The sequence below is a fragment of the Sphingomonas hankookensis genome (assembly GCF_001619955.1).
In the GTDB taxonomy this organism is placed as follows: Bacteria; Pseudomonadota; Alphaproteobacteria; order Sphingomonadales; family Sphingomonadaceae; genus Sphingomonas; species Sphingomonas hankookensis_A.
Genome location: NZ_LQQO01000029.1, coordinates 18455 through 39526, shown reverse-complemented (window position 1 = coordinate 39526; position 21072 = coordinate 18455). Strand labels below are relative to the sequence as shown.

Annotated in this window: 18 protein-coding genes; 16 read left to right on the top strand and 2 right to left on the bottom strand. The window is 67.4% G+C overall.

Annotated features, from left to right (window positions below; translation table 11 throughout):
• Positions 1 to 309 precede the first annotated feature (309 nt).
• Together AVT10_RS11410 and AVT10_RS11405 are read right to left on the bottom strand one after the other, a co-directional pair.
• On the bottom strand, positions 310 to 1677 hold the full coding sequence (locus AVT10_RS11410) for a sensor histidine kinase (RefSeq protein WP_066691288.1): 1368 nt from the start codon (positions 1675 to 1677) through the stop codon (positions 310 to 312).
• Positions 1667 to 2332, bottom strand: coding sequence for a response regulator (locus tag AVT10_RS11405; RefSeq protein ID WP_066691286.1), 666 nt, complete (start codon positions 2330 to 2332; stop codon positions 1667 to 1669). Before AVT10_RS11405 ends, AVT10_RS11410 begins: the two co-directional genes overlap by 11 nt.
• 95 nt (positions 2333 to 2427) lie before the next feature.
• Between AVT10_RS11405 and AVT10_RS11400 the strand changes: the two genes are divergently transcribed.
• The 16 genes from AVT10_RS11400 (at position 2428) to AVT10_RS11325 (ending at position 20994) form a co-directional block, all read left to right on the top strand.
• Positions 2428 to 3501 (top strand): ABC transporter substrate-binding protein, encoded by a 1074-nt coding sequence (locus AVT10_RS11400; protein ID WP_066691284.1) that lies wholly within the window; start codon positions 2428 to 2430, stop codon positions 3499 to 3501.
• Complete coding sequence (locus AVT10_RS11395) at positions 3498 to 4982, top strand: OprO/OprP family phosphate-selective porin (protein WP_232307991.1); 1485 nt, start codon at positions 3498 to 3500, stop codon at positions 4980 to 4982. The genes AVT10_RS11400 and AVT10_RS11395 overlap by 4 nt, the downstream gene beginning before the upstream one ends.
• A gap of 20 nt (positions 4983 to 5002) precedes the next feature.
• A complete protein-coding gene (locus AVT10_RS11390) occupies positions 5003 to 6304 on the top strand; it encodes a CitMHS family transporter (RefSeq protein ID WP_066691279.1) in 1302 nt (433 codons plus the stop codon).
• Positions 6305 to 6308: 4 nt separating this feature from the next.
• Positions 6309 to 6956, top strand: coding sequence for a TerC family protein (locus AVT10_RS11385; RefSeq protein WP_066691276.1), 648 nt, complete (start codon positions 6309 to 6311; stop codon positions 6954 to 6956).
• Between the two features lie 17 nt (positions 6957 to 6973).
• The gene (locus AVT10_RS11380) at positions 6974 to 7630 is read left to right on the top strand and encodes an alpha/beta fold hydrolase (RefSeq protein WP_157092760.1); all 657 of its coding nucleotides are present in this window, start codon (positions 6974 to 6976) and stop codon (positions 7628 to 7630) included.
• 89 nt (positions 7631 to 7719) lie between these two features.
• Positions 7720 to 8547, top strand: a complete 828-nt coding sequence (asd, locus tag AVT10_RS11375; RefSeq protein WP_232307992.1) for an archaetidylserine decarboxylase — start codon at positions 7720 to 7722, stop codon at positions 8545 to 8547.
• A 254-nt stretch (positions 8548 to 8801) separates the two neighbouring features.
• Entirely contained in the window at positions 8802 to 11780 is a 2979-nt protein-coding gene (locus tag AVT10_RS11370; RefSeq protein WP_232307990.1) for a TonB-dependent receptor, read from the top strand.
• Positions 11781 to 11836: 56 nt separating this feature from the next.
• Positions 11837 to 13378: a tryptophan halogenase family protein gene (locus AVT10_RS11365; RefSeq protein ID WP_066691269.1), complete on the top strand. Its 1542-nt coding sequence runs from the start codon at positions 11837 to 11839 to the stop codon at positions 13376 to 13378.
• Positions 13371 to 14078: a SapC family protein gene (locus AVT10_RS11360; protein ID WP_066691267.1), complete on the top strand. Its 708-nt coding sequence runs from the start codon at positions 13371 to 13373 to the stop codon at positions 14076 to 14078. The genes AVT10_RS11365 and AVT10_RS11360 overlap by 8 nt, the downstream gene beginning before the upstream one ends.
• Positions 14071 to 15078: a cupin-like domain-containing protein gene (locus AVT10_RS11355; RefSeq protein WP_066691265.1), complete on the top strand. Its 1008-nt coding sequence runs from the start codon at positions 14071 to 14073 to the stop codon at positions 15076 to 15078. Before AVT10_RS11360 ends, AVT10_RS11355 begins: the two co-directional genes overlap by 8 nt.
• Positions 15075 to 16556, top strand: coding sequence for a tryptophan halogenase family protein (locus AVT10_RS11350; protein WP_066691264.1), 1482 nt, complete (start codon positions 15075 to 15077; stop codon positions 16554 to 16556). The genes AVT10_RS11355 and AVT10_RS11350 overlap by 4 nt, the downstream gene beginning before the upstream one ends.
• The gene (locus tag AVT10_RS11345) at positions 16556 to 17608 is read left to right on the top strand and encodes a LacI family DNA-binding transcriptional regulator (protein WP_066691294.1); all 1053 of its coding nucleotides are present in this window, start codon (positions 16556 to 16558) and stop codon (positions 17606 to 17608) included. The genes AVT10_RS11350 and AVT10_RS11345 overlap by 1 nt, the downstream gene beginning before the upstream one ends.
• Before the next feature lie 158 nt (positions 17609 to 17766).
• Complete coding sequence (locus tag AVT10_RS17840) at positions 17767 to 18798, top strand: glycosyltransferase (protein WP_164523857.1); 1032 nt, start codon at positions 17767 to 17769, stop codon at positions 18796 to 18798.
• Positions 18795 to 19769, top strand: a complete 975-nt coding sequence (locus AVT10_RS11335) for an acyl-CoA dehydrogenase (protein ID WP_066691251.1) — start codon at positions 18795 to 18797, stop codon at positions 19767 to 19769. Before AVT10_RS17840 ends, AVT10_RS11335 begins: the two co-directional genes overlap by 4 nt.
• Positions 19766 to 20419, top strand: a complete 654-nt coding sequence (locus AVT10_RS11330) for a PIG-L deacetylase family protein (protein ID WP_084401628.1) — start codon at positions 19766 to 19768, stop codon at positions 20417 to 20419. Before AVT10_RS11335 ends, AVT10_RS11330 begins: the two co-directional genes overlap by 4 nt.
• Complete coding sequence (locus AVT10_RS11325) at positions 20416 to 20994, top strand: class I SAM-dependent methyltransferase (protein ID WP_066691241.1); 579 nt, start codon at positions 20416 to 20418, stop codon at positions 20992 to 20994. The genes AVT10_RS11330 and AVT10_RS11325 overlap by 4 nt, the downstream gene beginning before the upstream one ends.
• The last annotated feature ends 78 nt before the right edge of the window (positions 20995 to 21072 follow it).

Genomic DNA, 21072 nt, shown 5'->3' with positions numbered 1-21072 from the left:
CTATACAACACACGGCCCGCCTGTCGCAGACACGCGGGCCGCTCGCGTTTCAACGACACACAGCCCGCTGGCCGAAAAACCAGCGGGCTGTTCGCGTTTGGAGCATCACGACAGATTGATCGCTCCACATCCCTTCGGGGCGGTCGCGATGCACGCATGCGCCCCTTCGTCGTGACGCCGACGGAACGTCTGCGTTCGTTGACGGCTGTGCGTCTCATTGCGTAGGATATCGGACCTAGCCCGAAGGGGGCGAGGGTAATACCGGGCAAACTGGTCAGGACCGCCGCACTCTCTTGCAAGCCGTGCTGGTCAGTCGAAACGTAAGGTGACGCGCAAGCCGGGGGCGTTGTCGCCGACCATAATCGACAGGCCGAGGCGCTGGGCGGCCGAGCGGACGATGGCGAAGCCCAAACCGCTGCCTTCGCTGCCCTGGCTGCTCGACAGCCGGGTGAAGCGGTGGCCCAGCCGGTGCAGGTCGGCCGGCGGCAATCCCGGGCCGTTGTCGGAGACGGCGATCGCGGTTCCTTGCGCGGCGGCCTCTACTGCGATCACGACCCTGCCACCTCGCCGGTTGTAGCGGATCGCGTTGTCGACCAGGTTCGACAGGATTTCGAACAGCAAGGTCCGATGACTTTGGACGACCGCGCCGTTCTCCGCTTCGAGGTCGATCTCGACGCCTGCCTCGATGGCCTGGGCGATGCGGCGGTTGATGACCGCGATGGCCAATTCGCGCAGATCGACCGGTTCGAAGGGCGGAGCGGTTCCGGTCTCCTCGGCTCGGGCCAGCGCCAGCAGCTGTTTGACCAGATGTTCGAGGCGGTCGGCGGCGTCGGCGATCTCGCCCAGCGCGGCCGGATCGCCGCGCCGGGCAAGGGCGACCTGCAGCTTCAGCACGGCGAGCGGCGTGCGCATCTGGTGCGAGGCGTCGGCGGTGAAGCGGCGCATGCCGGCGGTCGCGCTGTCGAGCCGGGCCAGGAGATGGTCGAAGGCCTCGGCCAGCGGGCGCAACTCGACGGGGAGCGGACCGGTGTCGAGCGGCGATAGGTCGGGGGTCGCGCGGGTATCGCGGGCGGCGATCGTGCTGCGCAGGCGGGCGAGGGGGCGCAAGCTCCAGCTGAGCGCCGGACGGATCAACAGCATCGCCACGCCAATCAGCAGCAGTTCGCCGATCAGCAATGCGACGAACAGTCGGCGTTGCAGGGCATGACGCCCGTCGAGCGTTTCGGCGACCTGCACGACGACCGGCTGATCGATGCGGGGTAGCGAGCGGCGTACCTCCGCGATGCGGATCGGTTGGTCGCGATAGGCGGCGTTGCGAAAGCGCGGCGTATCGAGTGCGAGGTCGGCGACGCGCGGCGCGGACAGGTCGGCATAGCCGGTCAGCAGCCGGTCGCCGACCGCGATCCGGTAGTAGACATTGTCGCGCTCGCTGTTTTCCAGCATGCCGAACGCGGCGGGGGGCAGGTCCATCGTGACTTCGCCCGCCTCCACCTGCACCGTTTCCGCGATCGCGCCGAGCGCGCCGCCCAGCACCCGGTCGTTGGTCCGCCGTACGACATCGGCGATCAGCGCCGCGCCGGCGATGCCCAGCAGCACCGCGATGGCGAGCATCGGCGCGAGCATCGCCGCCAGCAACCGGGTGCGCAGCGCGGGCGCACGGCCGGGATCAGCCGGCATCGAGCAGATAGCCCACGCCGCGCACGGTGCGGATCGCCGGTCCGTCGGGGGCGAGCTTGCCGCGCAGCCGGGTAATGTTCACCTCGATCGCATTGGGTCCGACCGGTTCGTCATAGCCGAACACCTCGGATTGCAGCGTTTCGCGCGGGACGATCTGCCCGGCACGGGTGGCGAGGGCGTCGAGCACCGCCCATTCGCGCCGCCGGAGGTCGAGCGGGCGTTCACCCACCTGCGCCTGCCCGGTCGAGCGGTTGAGCGTGAGCGTGCCGATCACCAGTTCAGGCATGGGATCACCGCCGCGCCGCCGGCCGAGCGCACGGATGCGCGCCTCCAGTTCCTCCGGCGCGAAGGGCTTGCGCAGATAATCGTCGGCGCCGAGGTCGAGGCCGCGCACGCGGTCGTCCAGTGCATCGCGCGCGGTCAGCATCAGCACCGGCACCCGGTCGCCGCGTTTGCGCAGCGCCTGCAACACCGCAAATCCATCGAGATCGGGCAGGCCGACGTCGAGCACGACCAGCGCATAGGGTTCGGTTGCCAGCACCATCAGCGCGTCTTCGCCCGTCGCGACATGGTCGACCGCATGGCCCGCACCGCGCAGCAACGCGGCGATGCTGCGCGCGAGCGGCGCGTCGTCCTCGACGATCAATATTCGCATCGACGGCCGGCGCGGTGAAAGGCGGATGACAGGTTCGGTTCGTACACCATCATACGAGCTTACCCGAACCGAGATGCGGGAAGCGAGAGGACCTGATGAAAGCTTTTACGATCCTGTTGGCGATTCTGGTCGGCGCGGCGGCCCCCACAGAGGCGCAGCGGCCCGAGGGCTATCCGCGGTCCTATGACGCGCTGATCGAAGCGGCGCGGGCCGAGCGCGTCGTGCGCGTCTATGGCAATGCCGATGCGTCGGCGATGGCACCGCTGATCGCCGCGTTTCAACGGACCTTTCCCGGCGTCGCCGTCCGATATGCGGATCTGGAGTCGCGCGAAATCTATCGCCGGGTCGTGGCCGAAGCGCGTGCCAACCGGCCGGTCGCCGATCTGGTCTGGTCGTCGGGCATGGATTTACAGGCGAAGCTGATCAACGACGGCTATGCGCAGGCCTATCAGAGCCCGGAGAAGCCGGCGCTGCCCGCCGACGCGGTGTGGAAGAACATGGGTTATGGCGTCACCGCCGAGCCGGTCGCCTTCGTCTACAACCGGCGGCTGATTCCGGCGGGCCGGGTGCCGCGCACCCATGAGGCGTTCGAGGCGCTGCTGCGCGCCGGGCGCAAGCCGCTGACCGGCAAGGTCGCGACCTATGATCCGGCGCGCTCGAACGTCGGCTATCTGTATCTGACAGAAGATTATGCGATCACCCGCGATACGCGGTCGCTGGTCCAGGCGATGGCGGCGACACGGCCGTGGTTGTCACCGACGACCGAGCCGATGCTGGATGCGGTCGCCGACGGGCGGATCGCCATCGCCTATAATGTCGTCGGCCCCTATGCGCTGACCGCCGCGAAGCGCGACCCCCGGATCGGGGTGGTGTTCCCGCGCGACTATACGCTGGTCGCCTCGCGCGTCGCCTTCATCGCCCGCAATGCCCAGCGCCCGGCGGGGGCGAAGCTGTTCCTCGATTTCCTGCTGTCGCGCACGGGCCAAGGGCTGCTCGCGAAGCAATGGCTGTTGCCGGTGCGCCGCGATGTCCGCGCGCCGCGCCTGTCGGCCGAACAGCAGCGCCCGATCCGCGTCGGCCCCGGCCTTCTCGTCAATCTCGATACGATCAAGCGCCGGCGGTTCCTCGCCGAATGGCGCGCGATCCTGACCCAGGGAATGAAGCCATGATGTTGTTTCGTAGCGGCTGTGCGATCGCCGCGCTGATCTGCGCCACGCCCGCGCTCGCCCAGACGCCGAGCCAGGCGGAACTGGCGGAGCTGGTCAGGGCACAGGCGGCGGAGATCGCGGCGCTGCGCACGCGGCTCGACCGGCTGGAGGGCGCGCGGGTCGCGGCATCGCAGCCCGCCCCGGCGCCTGCCCCCGTGACCCCGCCCGTCGTCATGGCGCAAACGCCGTCGCAGACCGGCGGTAACGTCACGAGCCCATTCGCGCCGCAGCTGGTCCCGCCCGGCCCGGCGGAGCGCGACGTGGCGCAGGCGCGGCAGGCGAATGCGGCGGGTGTCACGACCGAATGGGGCGCGGGCCTGCCGGTGTTCCACTCGGCCGACGGTATTTATACCTTCAAGCCGCGCGGGCGCATCCTGACCGACGTCAGCTCGACCTTCGGGTCCGACTATGCCGCACGCAACATCACGACGACCGGCATGCGCGCGCTGCGCCTCGGCCTCGAAGGCGGGGTGGGCACCCACTTCTTCTACCAGTTCGAAAGCGACTTTTCGGAGAACGAGGTCGATATCGTCACCGCGTTCATCGGGTGGCGCAACCGCATCGCGCCGGGCATCGATTACGACGTACGCGCCGGCCACCTGTTCAACGATCGCGGGTTCGAAGGATCGACGGGGTCGGATTCGACGCCGTTCATGGAACGTACCGTCGTGTCGACCGCGATCATCCCGCAGCGCGGCTTCTATGGCGTCGGCATCATGCCGCGCCTGTTCTGGAAGACCGGCCACGCATCGCTGACCGTCACCGGCGACCGGATCGACGGCAACCAGTCGGGCAATGACAGCCGCACCGTTCTGGCCCGCGCGCACTGGAATCCGATCAAGACCGCCAATTCGGTCCTGCATCTGGGGGCCTGGGGGTTCGACGAGGGGCTGGCGGCGGGAGCGACGACGTTGACCCGCAACACGGTGATCGGCGGGCGCTTCAACGGTGCGCTGCGCGTGTCGTCGGGCGCGCTGACCGGCGGAACCGGCACCACCGGCTATGGTCTGGAACTGGGCGGCTATGTCGGCCCGGTCTGGCTGATGGGCGAGGCAGGGCAGCGCCATGCGCGATTGGACGCCGGCCGGCCCGATTTCGTCAGCAAGGCATGGAGCCTGTCGGGCGGATGGTTCGTCACCGGCGACCTGCCGCCATACAACCCGCGCCTCGGCAGCTTCGGGCAACCGCGCGTGTTGAGGCCGATCTTCGAAGGCGGTCCCGGCGCGATCGAGCTGACCGCGCGCTACGAGAATCTCGATTACAGCGATCTGCTGACCGGTGGGCAGGGATGGGCCGCGACGCTCGGTGCCAACTGGTATCTCAACAGCTTCACCCGGTTCCAGTTCAACGTCGTCCACTGGAACACCGACAACCGCGCCGGTGCCTTTGTCGGCCCCGATGACGGGCAGACCGTCATGACCCGCATCGCCGTCACCTTCTGATCCCCCCCCGGGAGCATCCTATGAACCTCGCCCTGCTCGGCTTCCTGATGGTGGCCACCTTCATGACGCTCATCATGACCAAGCGGATGACGCCGCTGGTCGCGCTGATCACCGTGCCCACCGCCTTCGCGCTGTTCGCCGGCTTTGCCGGTGGCATCGGCGACATGATGATCGACGGGATCAAGAACCTCGCGCCGACGGGCGTGATGCTGTTGTTCGCGATCCTGTTCTTTTCGATCATGACCGATACCGGCCTGTTCGACCCGCTGGTCAACCGGCTGTTGAGGGTGGTGCATGGCGACCCGCTGCTGATCCTGATCGGGACCGTGGTGCTGTGCGCGATCGTCAGCCTGGATGGCGATGGGTCGACGACCTATATCATCACGATCGCCGCGCTGCTGCCGCTGTACAAGCGGTACGACATGAACCGGCTGTACCTGTGCTGCCTGTTGATGAGCACCAGCGGGGTCATGAACCTGACGCCATGGGGCGGCCCGACCGCGCGTGCCGCCAGCGCGCTGAAGCTCGATCCGGCGACGCTGTTCCTGCCGCTGGTGCCGGGGATGATCGCCGGGCTTGCCTTCCTGATCGGTCTGGCCGTGTGGTTCGGGCGCAAGGAGCGTCGCCGGATCGGCCATGTGAAGGCCAATGGCCCGACCGCGTTCACCGGCATGGCGGTGTCGCAGTTTCCGGAGGCGCGCCGCTATCACCTGCGCTGGTTCAACGGGGCGCTGACGCTGGCGCTGATCGCCGGGCTGGTGCTGGGCGTGCTGCCGCTGTCGGTGCTGATGATGCTGGCCTTCGCCATTGCGATGATCGTCAACTATCCGCAGGTCGCCGAACAGAAGGAGCGGATTTCCGCCCATGCCGGCAATGTCCTGTCGGTCGTGTCGCTGATCTTCGCCGCGGGCATCTTCACCGGCATCCTGTCGGGCACCGGCATGGTGGAGGCGATGAGCAAGGAAGTCGTCGGGCTCATCCCGCCGGCCATGGGGCCTTATATGGCGCCGATCACCGCGCTGCTCAGCCTGCCCTTCACCTTCTTCATCTCCAACGACGCCTTTTATTTCGGGATGCTCCCGATCCTGGCCGAAGCGGGCGCGCATTATGGCGTGTCGCCGATCGCCATCGCGCGGGCGTCGCTGATGGGGCAGCCGGTGCATCTGCTCAGCCCGCTGGTGCCCTCGACCTATCTGCTGGTCAGCCTCGCCGGGATCGACCTCGCCGATCATCAGCGTTTCACGCTGATCCCGGCGACCATGGTCTGCGTGGTGATGACGCTGGTCGGAATGGCCGTGCTCGCCTTCCCGTTCGTGAGCTGATCGCGTGACCGAATTGTGGAGCCATATCGTCGCCGATTTCGCCAATATCGGCAGTCCCTCCGCGCTGGCCGCGTTCGGACAGGTGGTGCTGATCGACGTGATGCTGGCGGCGGACAATGCGATCGTCGTCGGGGCGTTGGCGGCGGGCCTGCCGGCGGATATGCGACGCAAGGTGATCCTGATCGGGGTCGGTGCGGCGCTGCTGCTCAGGGTCGTCTTCGCGTTGCTCGTCACGCAGCTGTTACAGGTGACCGGGCTGGTCTTTGCCGGCGGGCTGCTGCTGGTGTGGGTCGCATGGAAGATGTGGCGTGAGCTGCGGGGACCGGACGACAGCGGGGATGCCGTGACGCAGGCCCCGCCGCGCAGCTTCGCCAGCGCCGCCTGGGCCGTTGCCATCGCCGACGTGTCGATGAGCCTCGACAATGTGCTGGCGGTGGCCGGGGCGGCCCGGGACCATCCCGGTATCCTCGCCGTCGGGCTGATCCTGTCGGTCGCGCTGATGGGGGTTGCCGCCAATGTGCTGGCGCGCGTGATCGAACGCTATCGCTGGGTCGCCTATATCGGGCTGGCCGTCATCCTCTATGTCGCGTGCCGCATGATCTATGAGGGGCTGACCGATCCCTCGCGCGGTGTGCTGGCGTTGTTCGCCTGATCTTGCCGGAGCTTGCCATGAACCAGCCTTCGATCCCGCTCGTCCTGCTTCCTGCCATGGGCTGCGATGGTCAGCTTTGGGCGCGGCAGGTCGTCGACCTGGGCGACATCGCCCATCCGGAACTGGGCGACCTGACCGTCGACGACAGCCTGTCGGCGATGGCGGCACGGGTGCTGGCCCATGCGCCGCCGCGCTTCGCGGTCGCGGGCGTCAGCCTCGGCGGCTATGTCGCGCTGGAGATGATTCGGCAGGCGCCCGAGCGTGTCCTGCGCGTCGCGCTGTTCGGAACGCGGGCGAGCATGGAGATGCGCACCCGGACGGTCGGCGAACAGGGATTGCTCGCCACCGCGCCGCATGCCGATCCGATGCTGACCCCGATCGTCAGCGGGCCGGTGCAGGCGATGGCCGAGCGCGTCGGGACGGACGTGTTCGAACGGCAGCAGCGCGCGCTGCTCGCCCGGCCCGACCTCGACACGGCGATCGCGGCGGTGCGGGTGCCGGCGCTGGTCGCGGTCGGGGATCGCGACCTGATCTGCCGGGTAGAGGATGCGGCGGCATTGGCCGAGCGTATTCCCGGTGCGCGGTTCCACATCCTGCGCAACTGCGGCCATTTGTCGCCGATGGAGCGATCGGGCGAGGTGACGATGCTGTTGCGGAACTGGCTGACCGCCTGACGCCGCGAAGGATCGACGTGGCGGAGAATGCCCCTACAAGGGCAGATCCCGTCATGGTCGAGAAGTCGATGTCCGATACGTTGAAAGTGATGCTGCAACATGTGCTGCCCAAGCAGCGGCTGACCGTCCTGGCCGGTCGCATCGCGGGCGCGCGGGGCGGGGCGTTCACGAGGCGGCTGATCCGCTGGTTCGTGGCGAAATACGGCGTCGACATGGACGAGGCGGCGAATCCGGACATTGCCAGCTATGCGAGCTTCAACGACTTCTTCACCCGCCCGCTGAAGCCCGGTGCCCGCCCGATCGCGGCGGCGGATTTCGTCTGTCCGGTCGACGGCGCGATCAGCCAGTTGGGGCCGATCGACGACCATCATATCGTGCAGGCGAAGGGGCATCGCTTCACCACGACCGATCTGGTCGGCGGCGACGCTTCGCTCGCCGCGCAGTTCCAGCATGGCAGTTTCGCCAATCTGTACCTGTCGCCCAAGGACTATCACCGGCTGCACATGCCCTGCGCCGGGCGGCTGGTGCGGATGATCCATGTGCCGGGCGCGCTGTTTTCGGTAAACCCGGTGACCGCGCGCGGCGTGCCGAACCTGTTCGCGCGGAACGAGCGGGTGGTGTGCGTGTTCGATTCCGTCGAGCATGGCCGCTTCGTGATGGTGTTGGTCGGCGCGACGATCGTCGGCAGCATCGCAACGCCGTGGCATGGCGTGGTCAACGCGAAGCGGACGGGCAAGCTGTCCGAATGGAGCTATGCCGACCGCGACATCACGCTCGCCCAGGGCGAGGAGATGGGCCGCTTCCTGCTGGGGTCGACGGTCGTGATGCTGTTCGGGCGTGGTCGGATCGCCTTCAGGCCCGACTGGGCCCCAGAGCGGACCGTGCGGCTGGGCGAGCGGATGGGCGACCGACCCTAGTGGCGCAACGACGCTGGGTTGCATGATGGTCCGTCCGTAAGTCGTTCAAATTCGGCCGGTCGGTATGACAACGCGGTCAACGTGGCCTTCCGGCATCACTTTCGTGAGAATGTTCACATTTCCTCTGCGCGTGGCTTGACACCCCCTTCGGCCTGTTCAAGTGAACGTTCTCAATATGCGCGCAAATAGGACGCGCACGAAAGCAGGGGAGGAAGGACATGCGTGGCACCGCCACTCGCACCGTTTCGCGTTGGATGATCGGGGCTTCGGCCAGTGCATTGGTCGCGGTTGCGGCACCGGCGCTGGCGCAGGACGCCGCCGCGACGCTCGGCCAGCCCGGCGATTCCGAAATCCAGACCGCGGACGCGCCCGAAGTCGAAGGCGACGAAATCCTCGTCACCGGGATCCGCGCCAGCCTTCGCGACGCGCTGAACATCAAGCGCAACGCGCAGGGCGTGGTCGACGCGATCAGCGCCGAGGATATCGGCAAGTTCCCCGACACGAACCTGGCGGAGTCGCTCCAGCGCATCACCGGCGTGTCGATCGACCGCGCCAATGGCGAAGGCTCGACCGTCACCGTGCGCGGCTTCGGTCCCGAATATAACCTCGTCGTACTGAACGGCCGCCAGCTGCCGACCTCGACGCTGGGCGATGGCGCCAGCGCGCCGGCCTCGCGCTCGTACGACTTCGCCAATATCGCATCCGAAGGCATTGCCGGGGTCGAGGTCTACAAGACCGGCCGCGCCGCCGTGCCGTCGGGCGGTATCGGTTCGACGATCAACATCAAGACGCCGCGTCCGCTCGACCGTCCCGGCATCCGCGGATCGGTCGCGGCCAAGGGCATGATCGACACGTCGCAGAACGGCAAGGATCAGATCACGCCGGAACTGTCGGGCGTGTTCAGCAGCACCTTCGGCAGCGAGGACCAGTTCGGCTTCCTCGTGTCGGGCAGCTATCAGAAGCGCAACGCCAGCGTGAACACCGGTTCGGTCGGGTTCGGCAATGCGTTCCTCGGCACCGAGAACGACTGGGGGACGCTCGGCGCCGAAGGGCCGAACGTCATCAACCGCCCCGGCCCGACCGACGTCTACGAAGTTCCCCAAAGCGCGGCCTACAACCTGACCGACATCCGTCGCGAGCGGATCAACGGGCAGGTCGTGCTGCAATATCGTCCGGTGGAATCGCTGACCGCGACCGTCGACTTCACCTATTCGCGCAACAAGGTGGAGGCGCGCGACAGCAGCGTCGGCATCTGGTTCAACTTCGGCGACACGTCGAGCGAGTGGACCGATGGACCGGCCGCCGGACCGGTATTCTACACCGAGCGGTTCGGGCCGGGTAAGGACCTGTCGTACAGCGGATCGCTGACCGCCAATGTCAGCGAGAACAAGTCGCTCGGCGGCAACCTGAAATGGGAGGCGCCGGGCGGCGTCACCGTGACGCTCGACGCGCATCATTCGACCGCGGAATCGAAGCCGACCAACCGCTTCGGCTCCAGCACCTCGGTCGGGTCGGCGATCTTCGGCGTCGCGTCGCAGACGGTCGATTTCACCAAGGACCTGCCGGTCATCTCCTACGTGATGCAGCCGGGCATCGACGCGCTGAACCCGGCGCTGATCAACGCGACCGGCAATTCGTTCCGCAACGCCTATTTCCGGGACGAGATCAACCAGGTGCAGCTGAGCGGTCATTACGACCATGACGGCAGCTTCCTCGATTCGATCGATTTCGGCTTTTCCTACGTCAACAACCAGGTCCGTTCGGCATACGGTTTCGTACAGAATGATACCTGGGGCGGCGTCGGCACGCCGGCGGACCTGCCCGACGACCTGTTCACCCGCGTGTCGCTGCCCGACAAGTTCCGTGGGGTGAGTGGCGCGAAGGACGGGATCATCCCGGCCTATTACAAGTTCGATTTCGAACGGATGGTCGACCTGCTCGACAGCCGGTTCGGCATCTGCGGCGGCGACGGCAACTGCCTCGCCAGCTTCGAGGCCGACCGGCGCATCACCGAAAAGACGATCTCGCCCTTCATCCAGGTCAACAACGCGTTCGATCTGCTCGGTCGTCGTTCGCACCTGATCGCCGGTGTCCGCTATGACCAGACGACGGTCAGTTCGTCGTCGCTGACGCCGATCCCGGTCGGTACGGCATGGGTCGCGCAGGGCGAGTTCAACGTCGTCTATTCGCCGCAGAGCGACTTCCTGACCAGCAAGGGCAGCTACGACAACTGGTTGCCGGCAGTCGATTTCGACATGGAGGTGCTGGACAACGTCAAGCTGCGCGCATCGTACAGCCACACCATCACCCGCGCCGATTACAACAGCCTGCAAGGTGGTCTGACGCTCAACCGCCAGTTCGGCATTGCCGGCGGCGGCGGGTTGCAGGGCAATCCGAACCTCGTGCCGTTCCTGTCGAAGAACATGGACGTGTCGGCGGAGTGGTATTACGCGCCGACCAGCTACGTCTCTGCCGGATATTTTCGCAAGAACGTCAGCAACTTCATCAATTCGCAGGAAGTGCAGCGCTCGGCATTCGACCTGCGCAACCCCGCCAACGGTCCCCGCTTCCGTGCGGCGCAGGCGGCCTTGGGCGGAACGACCGACACCGGGCGCATCCGCGACTATATCCTGCGCAACTTCACGCAGGGCGTGGAGGTCGCGCGCAATGCGGCCGGGGCCCCTATCCTCGACGTCAACGGCTATTATACCGGCCGTATCCTGGGTCTGCCCGAAGACGGGCTGGTCGATTTCCGGATCGGCACGCCGTTCAATTCGGACCAGACGGCGACGCTCGACGGGTTCGAATTCGCGATCCAGCACAGCTTCTGGGACACCGGCTTCGGCACGATCCTGAACTATACGATCGTGCGGGGCGACGCGAAGTTCAACAACGCGCTCGACCCCAATGTCGGTCAGTTCGCATTGGCGGGCCTAAGCGACAGCGCGAACGCGGTGCTGTTCTATGACAAGGCGGGCCTGCAGGGACGTGTCGCGTATAACTGGCGCGACAAGTTCTATGCCGGCGGCAACCCGAACCCGACCTATGTCGAAGCGTACGGGCAGGTCGATGCGAGCGTCAGCTACGAGTTCCGCAAGGGGCTGACGCTGTTCGCCGAAGCGATCAACCTGACCGGCGAAGGACGTCGCGGCCACCGCCGCAACGAAAACTTCGTGACGTTCGCGCAGCCGGGCTTTGCGCGCTATACCGGCGGCGTGCGGTTCAGCTTCTGATCGCACCAGGGGTCGCCGGGCGGGTCATGCCGCCCGGCGACCGATAACGGGACCGGATGAGGGTGACGCAGCGGGTCAGGCAGATCGTGGTCGTCGGCGGGGGAACCGCCGGGTGGCTCGCCGCGTGCCGCATCGCGGCGGCGGCCGACCCTCATGCCGCCGAACCCCTGGCGGTGACGCTGATCGAATCGCCCGACGTCGCCACGATCGGCGTGGGCGAAGGGACGTGGCCGACGATGCGCGGCACGCTGGCACGGATCGGCATCGACGAGGCTACCTTCCTCCGCTCCGCCGACGCGTCCTTCAAGCAGGGTTCGCGCTTCGATGGATGGCGCACCGGCGCGCTGGACGATTTCTATTACCACCCCTTTACCGCGCCGGCCGATGTGCCCGCCGCCGATCTGCTGCGGGCATGGGATGGCGGGCGTTTTGCGGAGGCGGTCTGCGCTCAGCCGGCGGTCTGCGCCGACGACCTTGCCCCGCGCCAGCCGGGGATGGCGCCCTATGCCGGGGCGCTCAACTATGGCTATCACCTCGATGCGGGAAAGTTTGCCGCGCTGCTGCGCGATGCCGCCTGCAACCGGCTGGGCGTGCGGCATGTCCGCGATCATGTGACCGGGGTCGAGGCGGCGGACGATGGCGACATCGCCGCCGTCCTGACGCGGGGGGCGGGACGGATTGCGGGAGACCTGTTCCTCGATTGCACCGGGCACGCCGCGCTGCTGATCGGGGGGCATTTCGGGATCGGGACGATCGACCATACCCCCATCCTGTTCAACGACCGTGCGCTGGCGGTGCAGGTGCCGGTCGCGCCGGACAGCCCGATCGCGTCGCAGACCAATGCGACCGCGCATGATGCCGGCTGGATCTGGGACATCGGTCTGCCGAGCAGGCGCGGCGTCGGCTGCGTCTATGCGTCCGATTTCCTGAGCGATGACGCGGCGGAAGCGACGTTACGCGAGTATCTGTCGAGGACCGCGCCGGGGGCGGAAGCGGCGGCGCTGGCGTACCGCCAGCTCCGCTTCCGCTCGGCGCATCGCGAGCGCTTCTGGCAGGGCAATTGCGTCGCCATCGGCCTGTCCGCCGGCTTCCTCGAACCGCTCGAAGCATCCGCGATCGTGCTGATCGAATTGTCGATCGACGCGCTGCTCGACGGCTTTCCGGCGGATCGGAGCGCCATGCCGCTGCTGGCGCGGCGGTTCAACGATCTGTTCCGCTATCGCTGGAATCGGATCGTCGATTTCCTGAAGCTCCATTACGCGCTGAGCGAGCGCTACACGCCCTATTGGTGTGCCCATCGCGATCCGGGCAGCTGGACGGAGTCGCTCCGCGATCGGATGGCGCTGTGGCCGATGCAGCCACCGTCGCCCGCCGACTTTGCGCATGCCGACGAAATCTTTCCGGCGGCGAGCCATCAATATGTGCTGTACGGCATGGGCGTAAGCCCGCCGCCGCCCAGCGCGCTGCGCCCGCATCCCTGCACCGCGAGCGCGCTGCATCAGGTGCGGCAACGCGCGCGGACGCTCGCCGCCAGCCTGCCGACCAACCGCGCCTATCTGCGCGCCCTTACTCCTCCGACCGGAATGGCCCATGTCTGATCATCAATTGTTGAACGTCGCCGCGCATCGCGATCTGCGGGTCCGCCGCGAACGTTCGGTCGAGCTGGGCGACGGGGTGATGACCGCGCTGGTCGTGCCGGACGAATTCCGTCAGGTGCAGGCGAGCTATCCGATCCTGTTCCGCCAGAACCGCGAACGCGACGGCTTCGTACCGCTCGCGCTGTTCGGTTTCGATGCGGGCGAGAATCTGTTTCTGGCCGATGGCCGCTGGGATGCGCCCTATCTGCCGCTGTCGATCGATATCCAGCCGTTCCTGATCGGCGGCGCACCCGATGGCGATACGACGCCCAAGGCGGTGATCGACATGGCCAGCCCGCGCCTGTCGAGCGACGACGGGGTGCGAATCTTCGATCGGGAGGGCCGGCCGTCGCCCTATCTGGAGGTGATCCTCGAACGGCTGGGCGCGCTCGACGCGGGCTATCGCGGATCGGCGGCGTTCATGGACGCGCTCGACCGGTACGGCCTGCTCGAACCCTTCACGCTGGAGGTGACGCTGGACGACGGGTCGACCAACCGGCTGGTCGGGTTCCACTGCATCGCCGAGGAACGGGTGGCCGAGCTGGACGCCGCGACGCTCGGGCGGTTGAACGCCGACGGGCATCTGCTGCCGATCTATATGGCGATCGCGTCGCTCGCCAATCTGCCCGCCCTGATCGCGCGCAAGAACCGGCATGGCTGACCTGCCGACGATCGCCGAGGTCGAGGCTGGCGACGCCGCCACGCTCGACCGGTTGCTGCGCGAGGCGACGGCGCCGTTCGTGGTGCGAGGGCTGGTGACCGACTGGCCGCTGGTCGAGGCGGCTCGGCAGTCGTCGCAGGCGGCACGCGACTATCTGGTGCAGCATCACCGCGACATTCCCTTCACCGTGTCGATCGGCCGGCCGGGCGGCGGCGACCGGCTGTTCTACGACGATGCTATGGCGATGAACTTCGCCACCGTCCGGGCGAAGCTGCCCGACATATTGGGGCAGATCGCGCGCGAGGAGGACGCGGTCGATGGCCGGCCGATCTACCTTGCGTCGATCGACCTGCGCGGGTTCTTCGACGGGCTGGCCGAGGCGAACCGGGTCGATCTGGGGACGCGCGAACCGCTGGCGAGCATCTGGATCGGCACCCGCACGCGGATCGCCGCGCATAACGACCTGCCGGCGAACCTCGCCTGCGTGGCGGCTGGTCGGCGGCGCTTCACGCTGTTTCCGCCCGACCAGTTCGTCAACCTCCATCTGGGGCCGCTGGACAACACGCCAGCCGGGCGTGCGGTGTCGATGGTCGATTTCACCGCACCCGATCCGCAACGGCATCCCCGCTTTGCCCAAGCGCTCCGCCACGCACAGGTCGCCGAGCTGGAGCCGGGCGATGCGATCCAAATCCCGTCGCTATGGTGGCATCATGTCGAGGGGCTGGCGCCGTTCAACATCCTCGTCAACTATTGGTGGCGCGATCAGCCGCGCTGGTTCGGCCAGCCGCAGGACGCGCTGCATCACGCGATCCTCGCCATTCGTGACCTGCCCGACGATCAGAAGGCACATTGGCGGGCGGTGTTCGACCATTATGTATTCGCCAACGACGATGCCGTGACCGCGCACCTGCCGCCGGGCGGGCGCGGCGTGCTCGATCCCCTGACCGCCGAAAGCGCGGAGCGGCTGCGCAACTTCCTGCTGAGGCAGCTGGCCAAATGAGCGTCACGCGCGTCGTGATCGCCGGGGGCGGCACCGCCGGCTGGATGGCCGCCGCCGCCATCGCCCGGACGATGGGCCGCATGGTCGAGGTGACGTTGGTCGAATCCGAGGCGATCGGGACGGTCGGGGTCGGCGAGTCCACCATCCCGCCGCTGGTCACTTATAACCGCTTGCTCGGCATCAACGAGGCCGAGTTCATGGCCGCCACCGCCGCGACCTTCAAGCTCGGCATCCTGTTCGACGGGTGGCACACCCCGGACAGCCGCTATTTCCATTCGTTCGGCACCACCGGGCGCGATCATTGGGCGGCGGGGTTCCAGCATTACTGGCTGAACGGTCGGACGCGGGGGCATGAACGGCCCTATGACGACTATTGCACCGAGCTGGTCGCGGCGTTGCAGGGCAAGTTCGCGCATCTGCCGGGCGACGCGACCAACTATGCCTATCAGCTGGATTCCGGCCGCTATGCCCAATTCCTGCGCAATATGGCCGAGCGCGACGGCACGCAGCGGGTCGAGGGGCGCATCGCCCGGGTCGAACTTGACGGCGAAACCGGCGATATCGCCGCGCTGCTGCTCGACGGGGATCGGCGGATCGAGGGCGACCTGTTCCTCGACTGCACCGGTTTCCGCGCGCTGCTGATCGAAGGGACGCTGCACGCTGGCTTCGACGACTGGACGCACTGGTTGCCGTGCGATGCGGCGATCGCGGTGCAGACCGAAAGCGTCGGGCCGCCGCTGCCCTATACCCGCGCGATGGCGCATGATGCGGGGTGGCAATGGCGCATCCCGCTGCAACACCGGGTCGGCAACGGCATCGTCTATTGCAGCCGATATCTCGACCGTGACGGCGCGCTCGACCGGCTGATGGGCAATGTCGAAGGCGCGGTGCGGACCGAACCCAATTTCCTGCGCTTCACGACGGGCGCGCGGCGGAAGCAATGGCATCGCAACTGCGTCGCCATCGGCCTGTCCGGCGGGTTCATGGAGCCGCTGGAATCCACCAGCATCCACCTGATCCAGCGCGCCGTGCTGCGGCTGCTGCGACTATTCCCGCAAGGGGGCATCCGGCCAGCGGACGTCGCCGAATTCAACGACCAGCAGCTGCAGGACATGGAACAGATCCGCGACTTCCTGATCCTGCATTACAAGGTTACCGACCGGCGCGACTCTCCGTTCTGGCGGCAATGTGCCGCCATGGACGTACCGACGACGCTGCAACAGAAAATCGACTTGTTCCGCCAGAGCGGACGGGTATTCCGCCGCAACGAGGAATTGTTCGGCGAGAATAGCTGGGTGCAGGTGATGATGGGGCAGGGGATCGTACCGGAGGGCTATCACCCGATCGCCGACAAGCTGAGCGATGCGGAGCTCGACCGGCTGTTGTCGATGATTCGGCGGCAGGTGGCGGATACCGTCGCGACGATGCCGCCGCACGGCGACTATGTCGCGCGCTATTGCCCAGCGGATCGACCCTGATGCCACGCCGTCGTCAGGCGGTGACGATCAAGCATGTCGCGGCCGATGCCGGGGTGTCGCTGCAGACCGTCAGCCGGGTCATCAACAACGAACCCAATGTCCGCCCCGAAATGGCGGAGCGGGTGCGCGGCTCGATCAACCGGCTGGGCTATGTCCCGCTGATCGCGGCGCAGCGCATGGGCGGATCGAAATCGCGCCTGATCCTCGCGCTCAACGACCGCGACCGCACGATCGCCGGCTGGCAGAACCGCGAAGGTACCGACTGGGTCGACCAGATGCTGCTCGGCGGGATGCTGACCTGCGGACGGCACGGCTATCGTCTGATCCTCGAGCTGGTCGATACGCATAGCGACCATATCGAGCGCGAACTGCTGGGCGCGATCGGTGCGTTGCGACCGGACGGCGTGATCCTGACCCCGCCGCATTCGCAGGACCCGGTCATCCTCGACCTCCTAGAGCGCCACGGCATCAGCATCGCGCGGATCGGATCGCTGACGCCCGGTCCCGGATTTTCGCTGATCATGGGTGACGAAGATGCCGCGCGGATGGCGACCGACCATCTGATCGCGCTCGGCCATCGCCGGATCGGCCTGATCGCCGGGGCGACCGATTATGAACTGAGCGGCTGGCGCGTGACCGGATGGCGTGCCGCGCTGGCCGAAGCGGGACTTGCCGACGACCTGCTCGCGCCCGGCAATTTCGACTATGCATCGGGCCGGGCGGCGGCGAACAGCCTGCTGGCCGCCGCCGATCCCCCGACGGCGATCATCGCCAGCAGCGACCAGATGGCGATCGCCACGCTCGAATATGCCCGCGAACGTGGGCTGAGGGTGCCCGAGGACCTCTCGATAATCAGCTTCGACGACACGCCGGTCGCCCGCTTCGCATCGCCGCCGCTGACCGCGGTGGTACAGCCGATCGCGGCGGTCGCCACGCTGGCGGTCGAGCGTATCATCGCCGAACAGGCGCAGGACGATCTGCCGACCGAACCGGTCTATGTCGCGGCCGATCTGGCAGTGCGCGGCTCGACCGCCCCGCCGCCTCGGCGGTAGGGCGCGCCCGGCAGCGCGCGGTCCCGTGCCGCTTTGGTATGTTGATGTAAATCAACATGATTGTCGTGAACAATAGATCGCGGCGTTCGTTACCGTAGCGATATGAACCAATGCTCCTGCGCCCGACTTCATCTCCTCGCCTTCCTCCGGAACGGCTGATGGAGGATGCAGCCCGGCAGGCTGTCGCCATCTGCGTTCCGGTTCGTAACGAAGCCGCCCGCCTTCCGCGCTTCCTCGACGGTCTGGGTCGGCTGGCCGTCCCGCCGGCGACCGACGTCGCGGTCTGCCTGCTGCTCGACAGCTGCACCGATGGCAGCGCCGACATCGTGTCGGACTATGCGCACCGCGCGGCGTTCCCCGTCCATGTAGCAACCGCCTGTCGGCCGGATGCCAATGCCGGGATCGCCCGTCATGGCGCGATGACGCTGGGTGCGGCGGTCCTGGGGAACGCGAACGGCATCCTGATGACGACCGACGCCGACAGCTGCCCGCAGGACGACTGGTTGCGGATCACCTTGGCCGCGCTCGCCGGTGCCGACGTCGTCGCCGGCAACGTCATCCGCCGCGGCCCCCGGCGCGACGCGGCACAGGATCGCATCGAGCGATATTATGCCGACCTCTATGCCCTGCGCCGCCGCGTCGATCCGGTGGACTGGGAACCGCCCGTTGCACATCCGCATAGCAGCGCCGCCAACATCGCCATCCGCCTTTCAACCTACGCCGCGCTCGGCGGCTTCGCACCTGTGGCGAGCGGTGAGGACGCACGGCTGATCGACGACGCGGCACGCGCCGGCTTTCGCGTACGACGCGAAGCGGCCAGCGTCGTCCATACCTCGACCCGCCGACAGGGTCGGGCGGAGGGTGGCCTCGCCACCGCGCTCGATTGGCTCGATCGCGCCGGAATCGATCCCGTCCGCGTGACCCATCCAGTCGACCAGCTCTGGCAGTATCGCCACCACGCCGCGGCCCGAAGCGCGTTCCGGCGTCGCGACTTTTCCGCCTTGGCCGCGGCGATCCGGTTGAGCGTGGATCATGTGATCGGGGTCGCACGCGATTGTCCGAACGCGGAGGCATTTGCGATGCGGGTCGTACCGGTAGCGCCACAGGGGATGCGGCAGGTGTCGCTGCCGATCGCGGAAGCTGTCCTTGCCGCGCTGGTAGCGGCCGCCGATCCGGCGCGGGCGGCATGAACGACCTCAGCCTGCGTCTTGCCGAGCTGGGGCGCGATACGGCGGTGGGGAGCGACCCGCAGGATGCGGCATCGCTACTCGCATTGCTGCGGCTGCTCTACACGGTCGGGCGGGAGGACCTTCCGCTTGGCCGGCTGTTCGAAGGGCATGTCGATGCGGTGCAGATCGTCGCCCGTTATGGAACGGCCGAACAGGTTCGCGCCCTGTCCGACGCCATATGCGGTGGAGCGATCCTGGGCGTATGGAATGCCGATCTATCGGGGGAGCCGCTGCGGTGGGATGGGGCTTTGCTGAACGGCGGCAAGAGTTTCGCATCGGGTGCCGGCATTTTGTCCCACGCGTTGGTCACGGTCGATAGCGCCGCTGGACGGCAACTTCTGCTCCTCGACCTCGCGATGGCCGTGCCGGAGATCGACCACGATTTCTGGCGGGTTGCCGGCATGCAGCGATCCGAGACGCATATCGTACGCTGGCAGGACGCGCCGGTCGGACTCGACGCGGCCATCGGGGCACCGGGCGATTATGTGCGGGAGCCTTGGTTCAGCGGCGGCGCGCTGCGGTTCGTCGCGGTGCAGGCCGGCGGAATCGCTCGGCTGGTCGATGTGGTTCGCGATTATCTGGTGACGGCGGGCCGTGCCGCGGACCCGCATCAGGCCGGTCGCCTGGCGCGTCTGTTCGGCCTTGCGGAAGCCTCCAACGCAGCGATACGGCGCGCGGCGGAGGGTTGGTTCGCCGACGAAGCGGCGCGCCTGCCGCTCGTCGCAGCGGCGCGCGCTGCGACCTATGCCGCCGGCGGGGAGGCTATTGCCCTTGCGCAGGAGGCGGTCGGCGTCGCTTCGCTGTTCGTCGATCATCCGCTTTCTGGGACCATGACCGATCTGGCGATGTACTTGCGTCAGCCCGGACCGGATGCGCAGCGGATGCAGGTCGGTGCCGCCGTCGCGTCCGGCATCCTGCGGCCGATGCTGTGAAGGTCAGGGTAGGTCGCCCGCGCGCGTTGCTGGTCGTCGCACCGCATCCGGACGACGAAGCGATTGCGGCCCATAGCCTGATTGCCCGGCTGGCGCGACGTGGTGTCCGCATCGCCATTCTCGTCGTGAGCGACGGCGCGGCATCGCATCCGGGCAGCGCGGCATGGCCGCGTCGGCGCCTGGTGCGCGAACGTCAGCGGGAAACGCGGCGGGTCATGCGGCGGATCGGCGTGATGGCGGACGCCGTGACGTTCCTCGGCCTGCCCGATGGACGGCTGGGTGACCATCTGTCTGAGGTGCGTCGGGCGATGGCGCGTGCCGTTCGCAAGCTGCCGACGCCCCTGCTCGCGCTTGCGCCGTTGTCGAACGACGCGCATCCCGATCACCGCGTCGTGGCGGCGGGAGCCGTCGCGCGACCGGGCCTGTGTTGGTGGCGCTATCCGGTATGGCCGGCCGGGCAGCGGTGGCGCGGGTCGCGTATGCTGCCGCTGACCGCGCAGGAGCGTCTGGCCAAACGTAACGCGATCCGCAGCTATCGCACCCAGGCTGGATGGATCACCGACGATCCGACAGGCTTCGCGATGACCCGCCAACAGATCGCCGCGTTCAGCGGTCCGCAGGAAGTCTTCGTCGTGGCTGGCCGGCGATGAGGCCGATCACGCTTGACGGGTTCGAGCGCAGCTTCACGCACGATCCCGATCCGTGGCGTACCTTTTCCGACCATGACGAGGCGATCAAGCGCACCGCGATCCTGCATGCGATCGGCTGCGCCCCGCGCGGCCGGGTGCTCGAGCTGGCCGCGGGTAACGGTTCGAACAGTCGCGCACTGGCCGCGCGAAGTCTACGGCTGGATGCGACCGAGGCGACCGCCGCGGGAACGAAGCTGGTCGCTGCTGCTCTTCGGGGACGGGCGCCGCGTGCCCGGGCGATACGGCTGGCCGTGCCCGCCCGGTTTCCGCGGGGTCAATATGACGCGGTCGTCATTGCCGAGATGCTCTACTATCTGTCGCCCAAGGCAATGAAGCATACCGCGCAGGACGTCGCACGCGCCCTGCGGCCCGGGGGCATGCTCGTGCTGGCGCATCATCGGATCGACTTTCACGACTTTGCCCAGCATGCCTGCCACTTGCAGCAGACGTTTCTCACACAGACGGGTCGCGAATGGCGGGTCCGTATCGTTCGCCGAACCCGGCGATGGGTGGTGCTCGCCTGCAGGCTGCTGTGACCATTAGCCAAGACGGCCAATCCAGAGCGGAGTCTTAGGGCCACTGCTCGATGCGGGATCGAACCGCGTCCGATCCCG

Bases quoted from the DNA above. Each gene is read 5' to 3' on its own strand.
- AVT10_RS11410 (WP_066691288.1), bottom strand. From the start codon at position 1,677: ATGCCGGCTGATCCCGGCCGTGCGCCCGCGCTGCGCACCCGGTTGCTG.
- AVT10_RS11405 (WP_066691286.1), bottom strand. From the start codon at position 2,332: ATGCGAATATTGATCGTCGAGGACGACGCGCCGCTCGCGCGCAGCATC.
- AVT10_RS11400 (WP_066691284.1), top strand. From the start codon at position 2,428: ATGAAAGCTTTTACGATCCTGTTGGCGATTCTGGTCGGCGCGGCGGCC.
- AVT10_RS11395 (WP_232307991.1), top strand. From the start codon at position 3,498: ATGATGTTGTTTCGTAGCGGCTGTGCGATCGCCGCGCTGATCTGCGCC.
- AVT10_RS11390 (WP_066691279.1), top strand. From the start codon at position 5,003: ATGAACCTCGCCCTGCTCGGCTTCCTGATGGTGGCCACCTTCATGACG.
- AVT10_RS11380 (WP_157092760.1), top strand. From the start codon at position 6,974: ATGAACCAGCCTTCGATCCCGCTCGTCCTGCTTCCTGCCATGGGCTGC.
- asd (WP_232307992.1), top strand. From the start codon at position 7,720: ATGCTGCAACATGTGCTGCCCAAGCAGCGGCTGACCGTCCTGGCCGGT.
- AVT10_RS11370 (WP_232307990.1), top strand. From the start codon at position 8,802: ATGATCGGGGCTTCGGCCAGTGCATTGGTCGCGGTTGCGGCACCGGCG.
- AVT10_RS11365 (WP_066691269.1), top strand. From the start codon at position 11,837: ATGAGGGTGACGCAGCGGGTCAGGCAGATCGTGGTCGTCGGCGGGGGA.
- AVT10_RS11360 (WP_066691267.1), top strand. From the start codon at position 13,371: ATGTCTGATCATCAATTGTTGAACGTCGCCGCGCATCGCGATCTGCGG.
- AVT10_RS11355 (WP_066691265.1), top strand. From the start codon at position 14,071: ATGGCTGACCTGCCGACGATCGCCGAGGTCGAGGCTGGCGACGCCGCC.
- AVT10_RS11350 (WP_066691264.1), top strand. From the start codon at position 15,075: ATGAGCGTCACGCGCGTCGTGATCGCCGGGGGCGGCACCGCCGGCTGG.
- AVT10_RS11345 (WP_066691294.1), top strand. From the start codon at position 16,556: ATGCCACGCCGTCGTCAGGCGGTGACGATCAAGCATGTCGCGGCCGAT.
- AVT10_RS17840 (WP_164523857.1), top strand. From the start codon at position 17,767: ATGGAGGATGCAGCCCGGCAGGCTGTCGCCATCTGCGTTCCGGTTCGT.
- AVT10_RS11335 (WP_066691251.1), top strand. From the start codon at position 18,795: ATGAACGACCTCAGCCTGCGTCTTGCCGAGCTGGGGCGCGATACGGCG.
- AVT10_RS11325 (WP_066691241.1), top strand. From the start codon at position 20,416: ATGAGGCCGATCACGCTTGACGGGTTCGAGCGCAGCTTCACGCACGAT.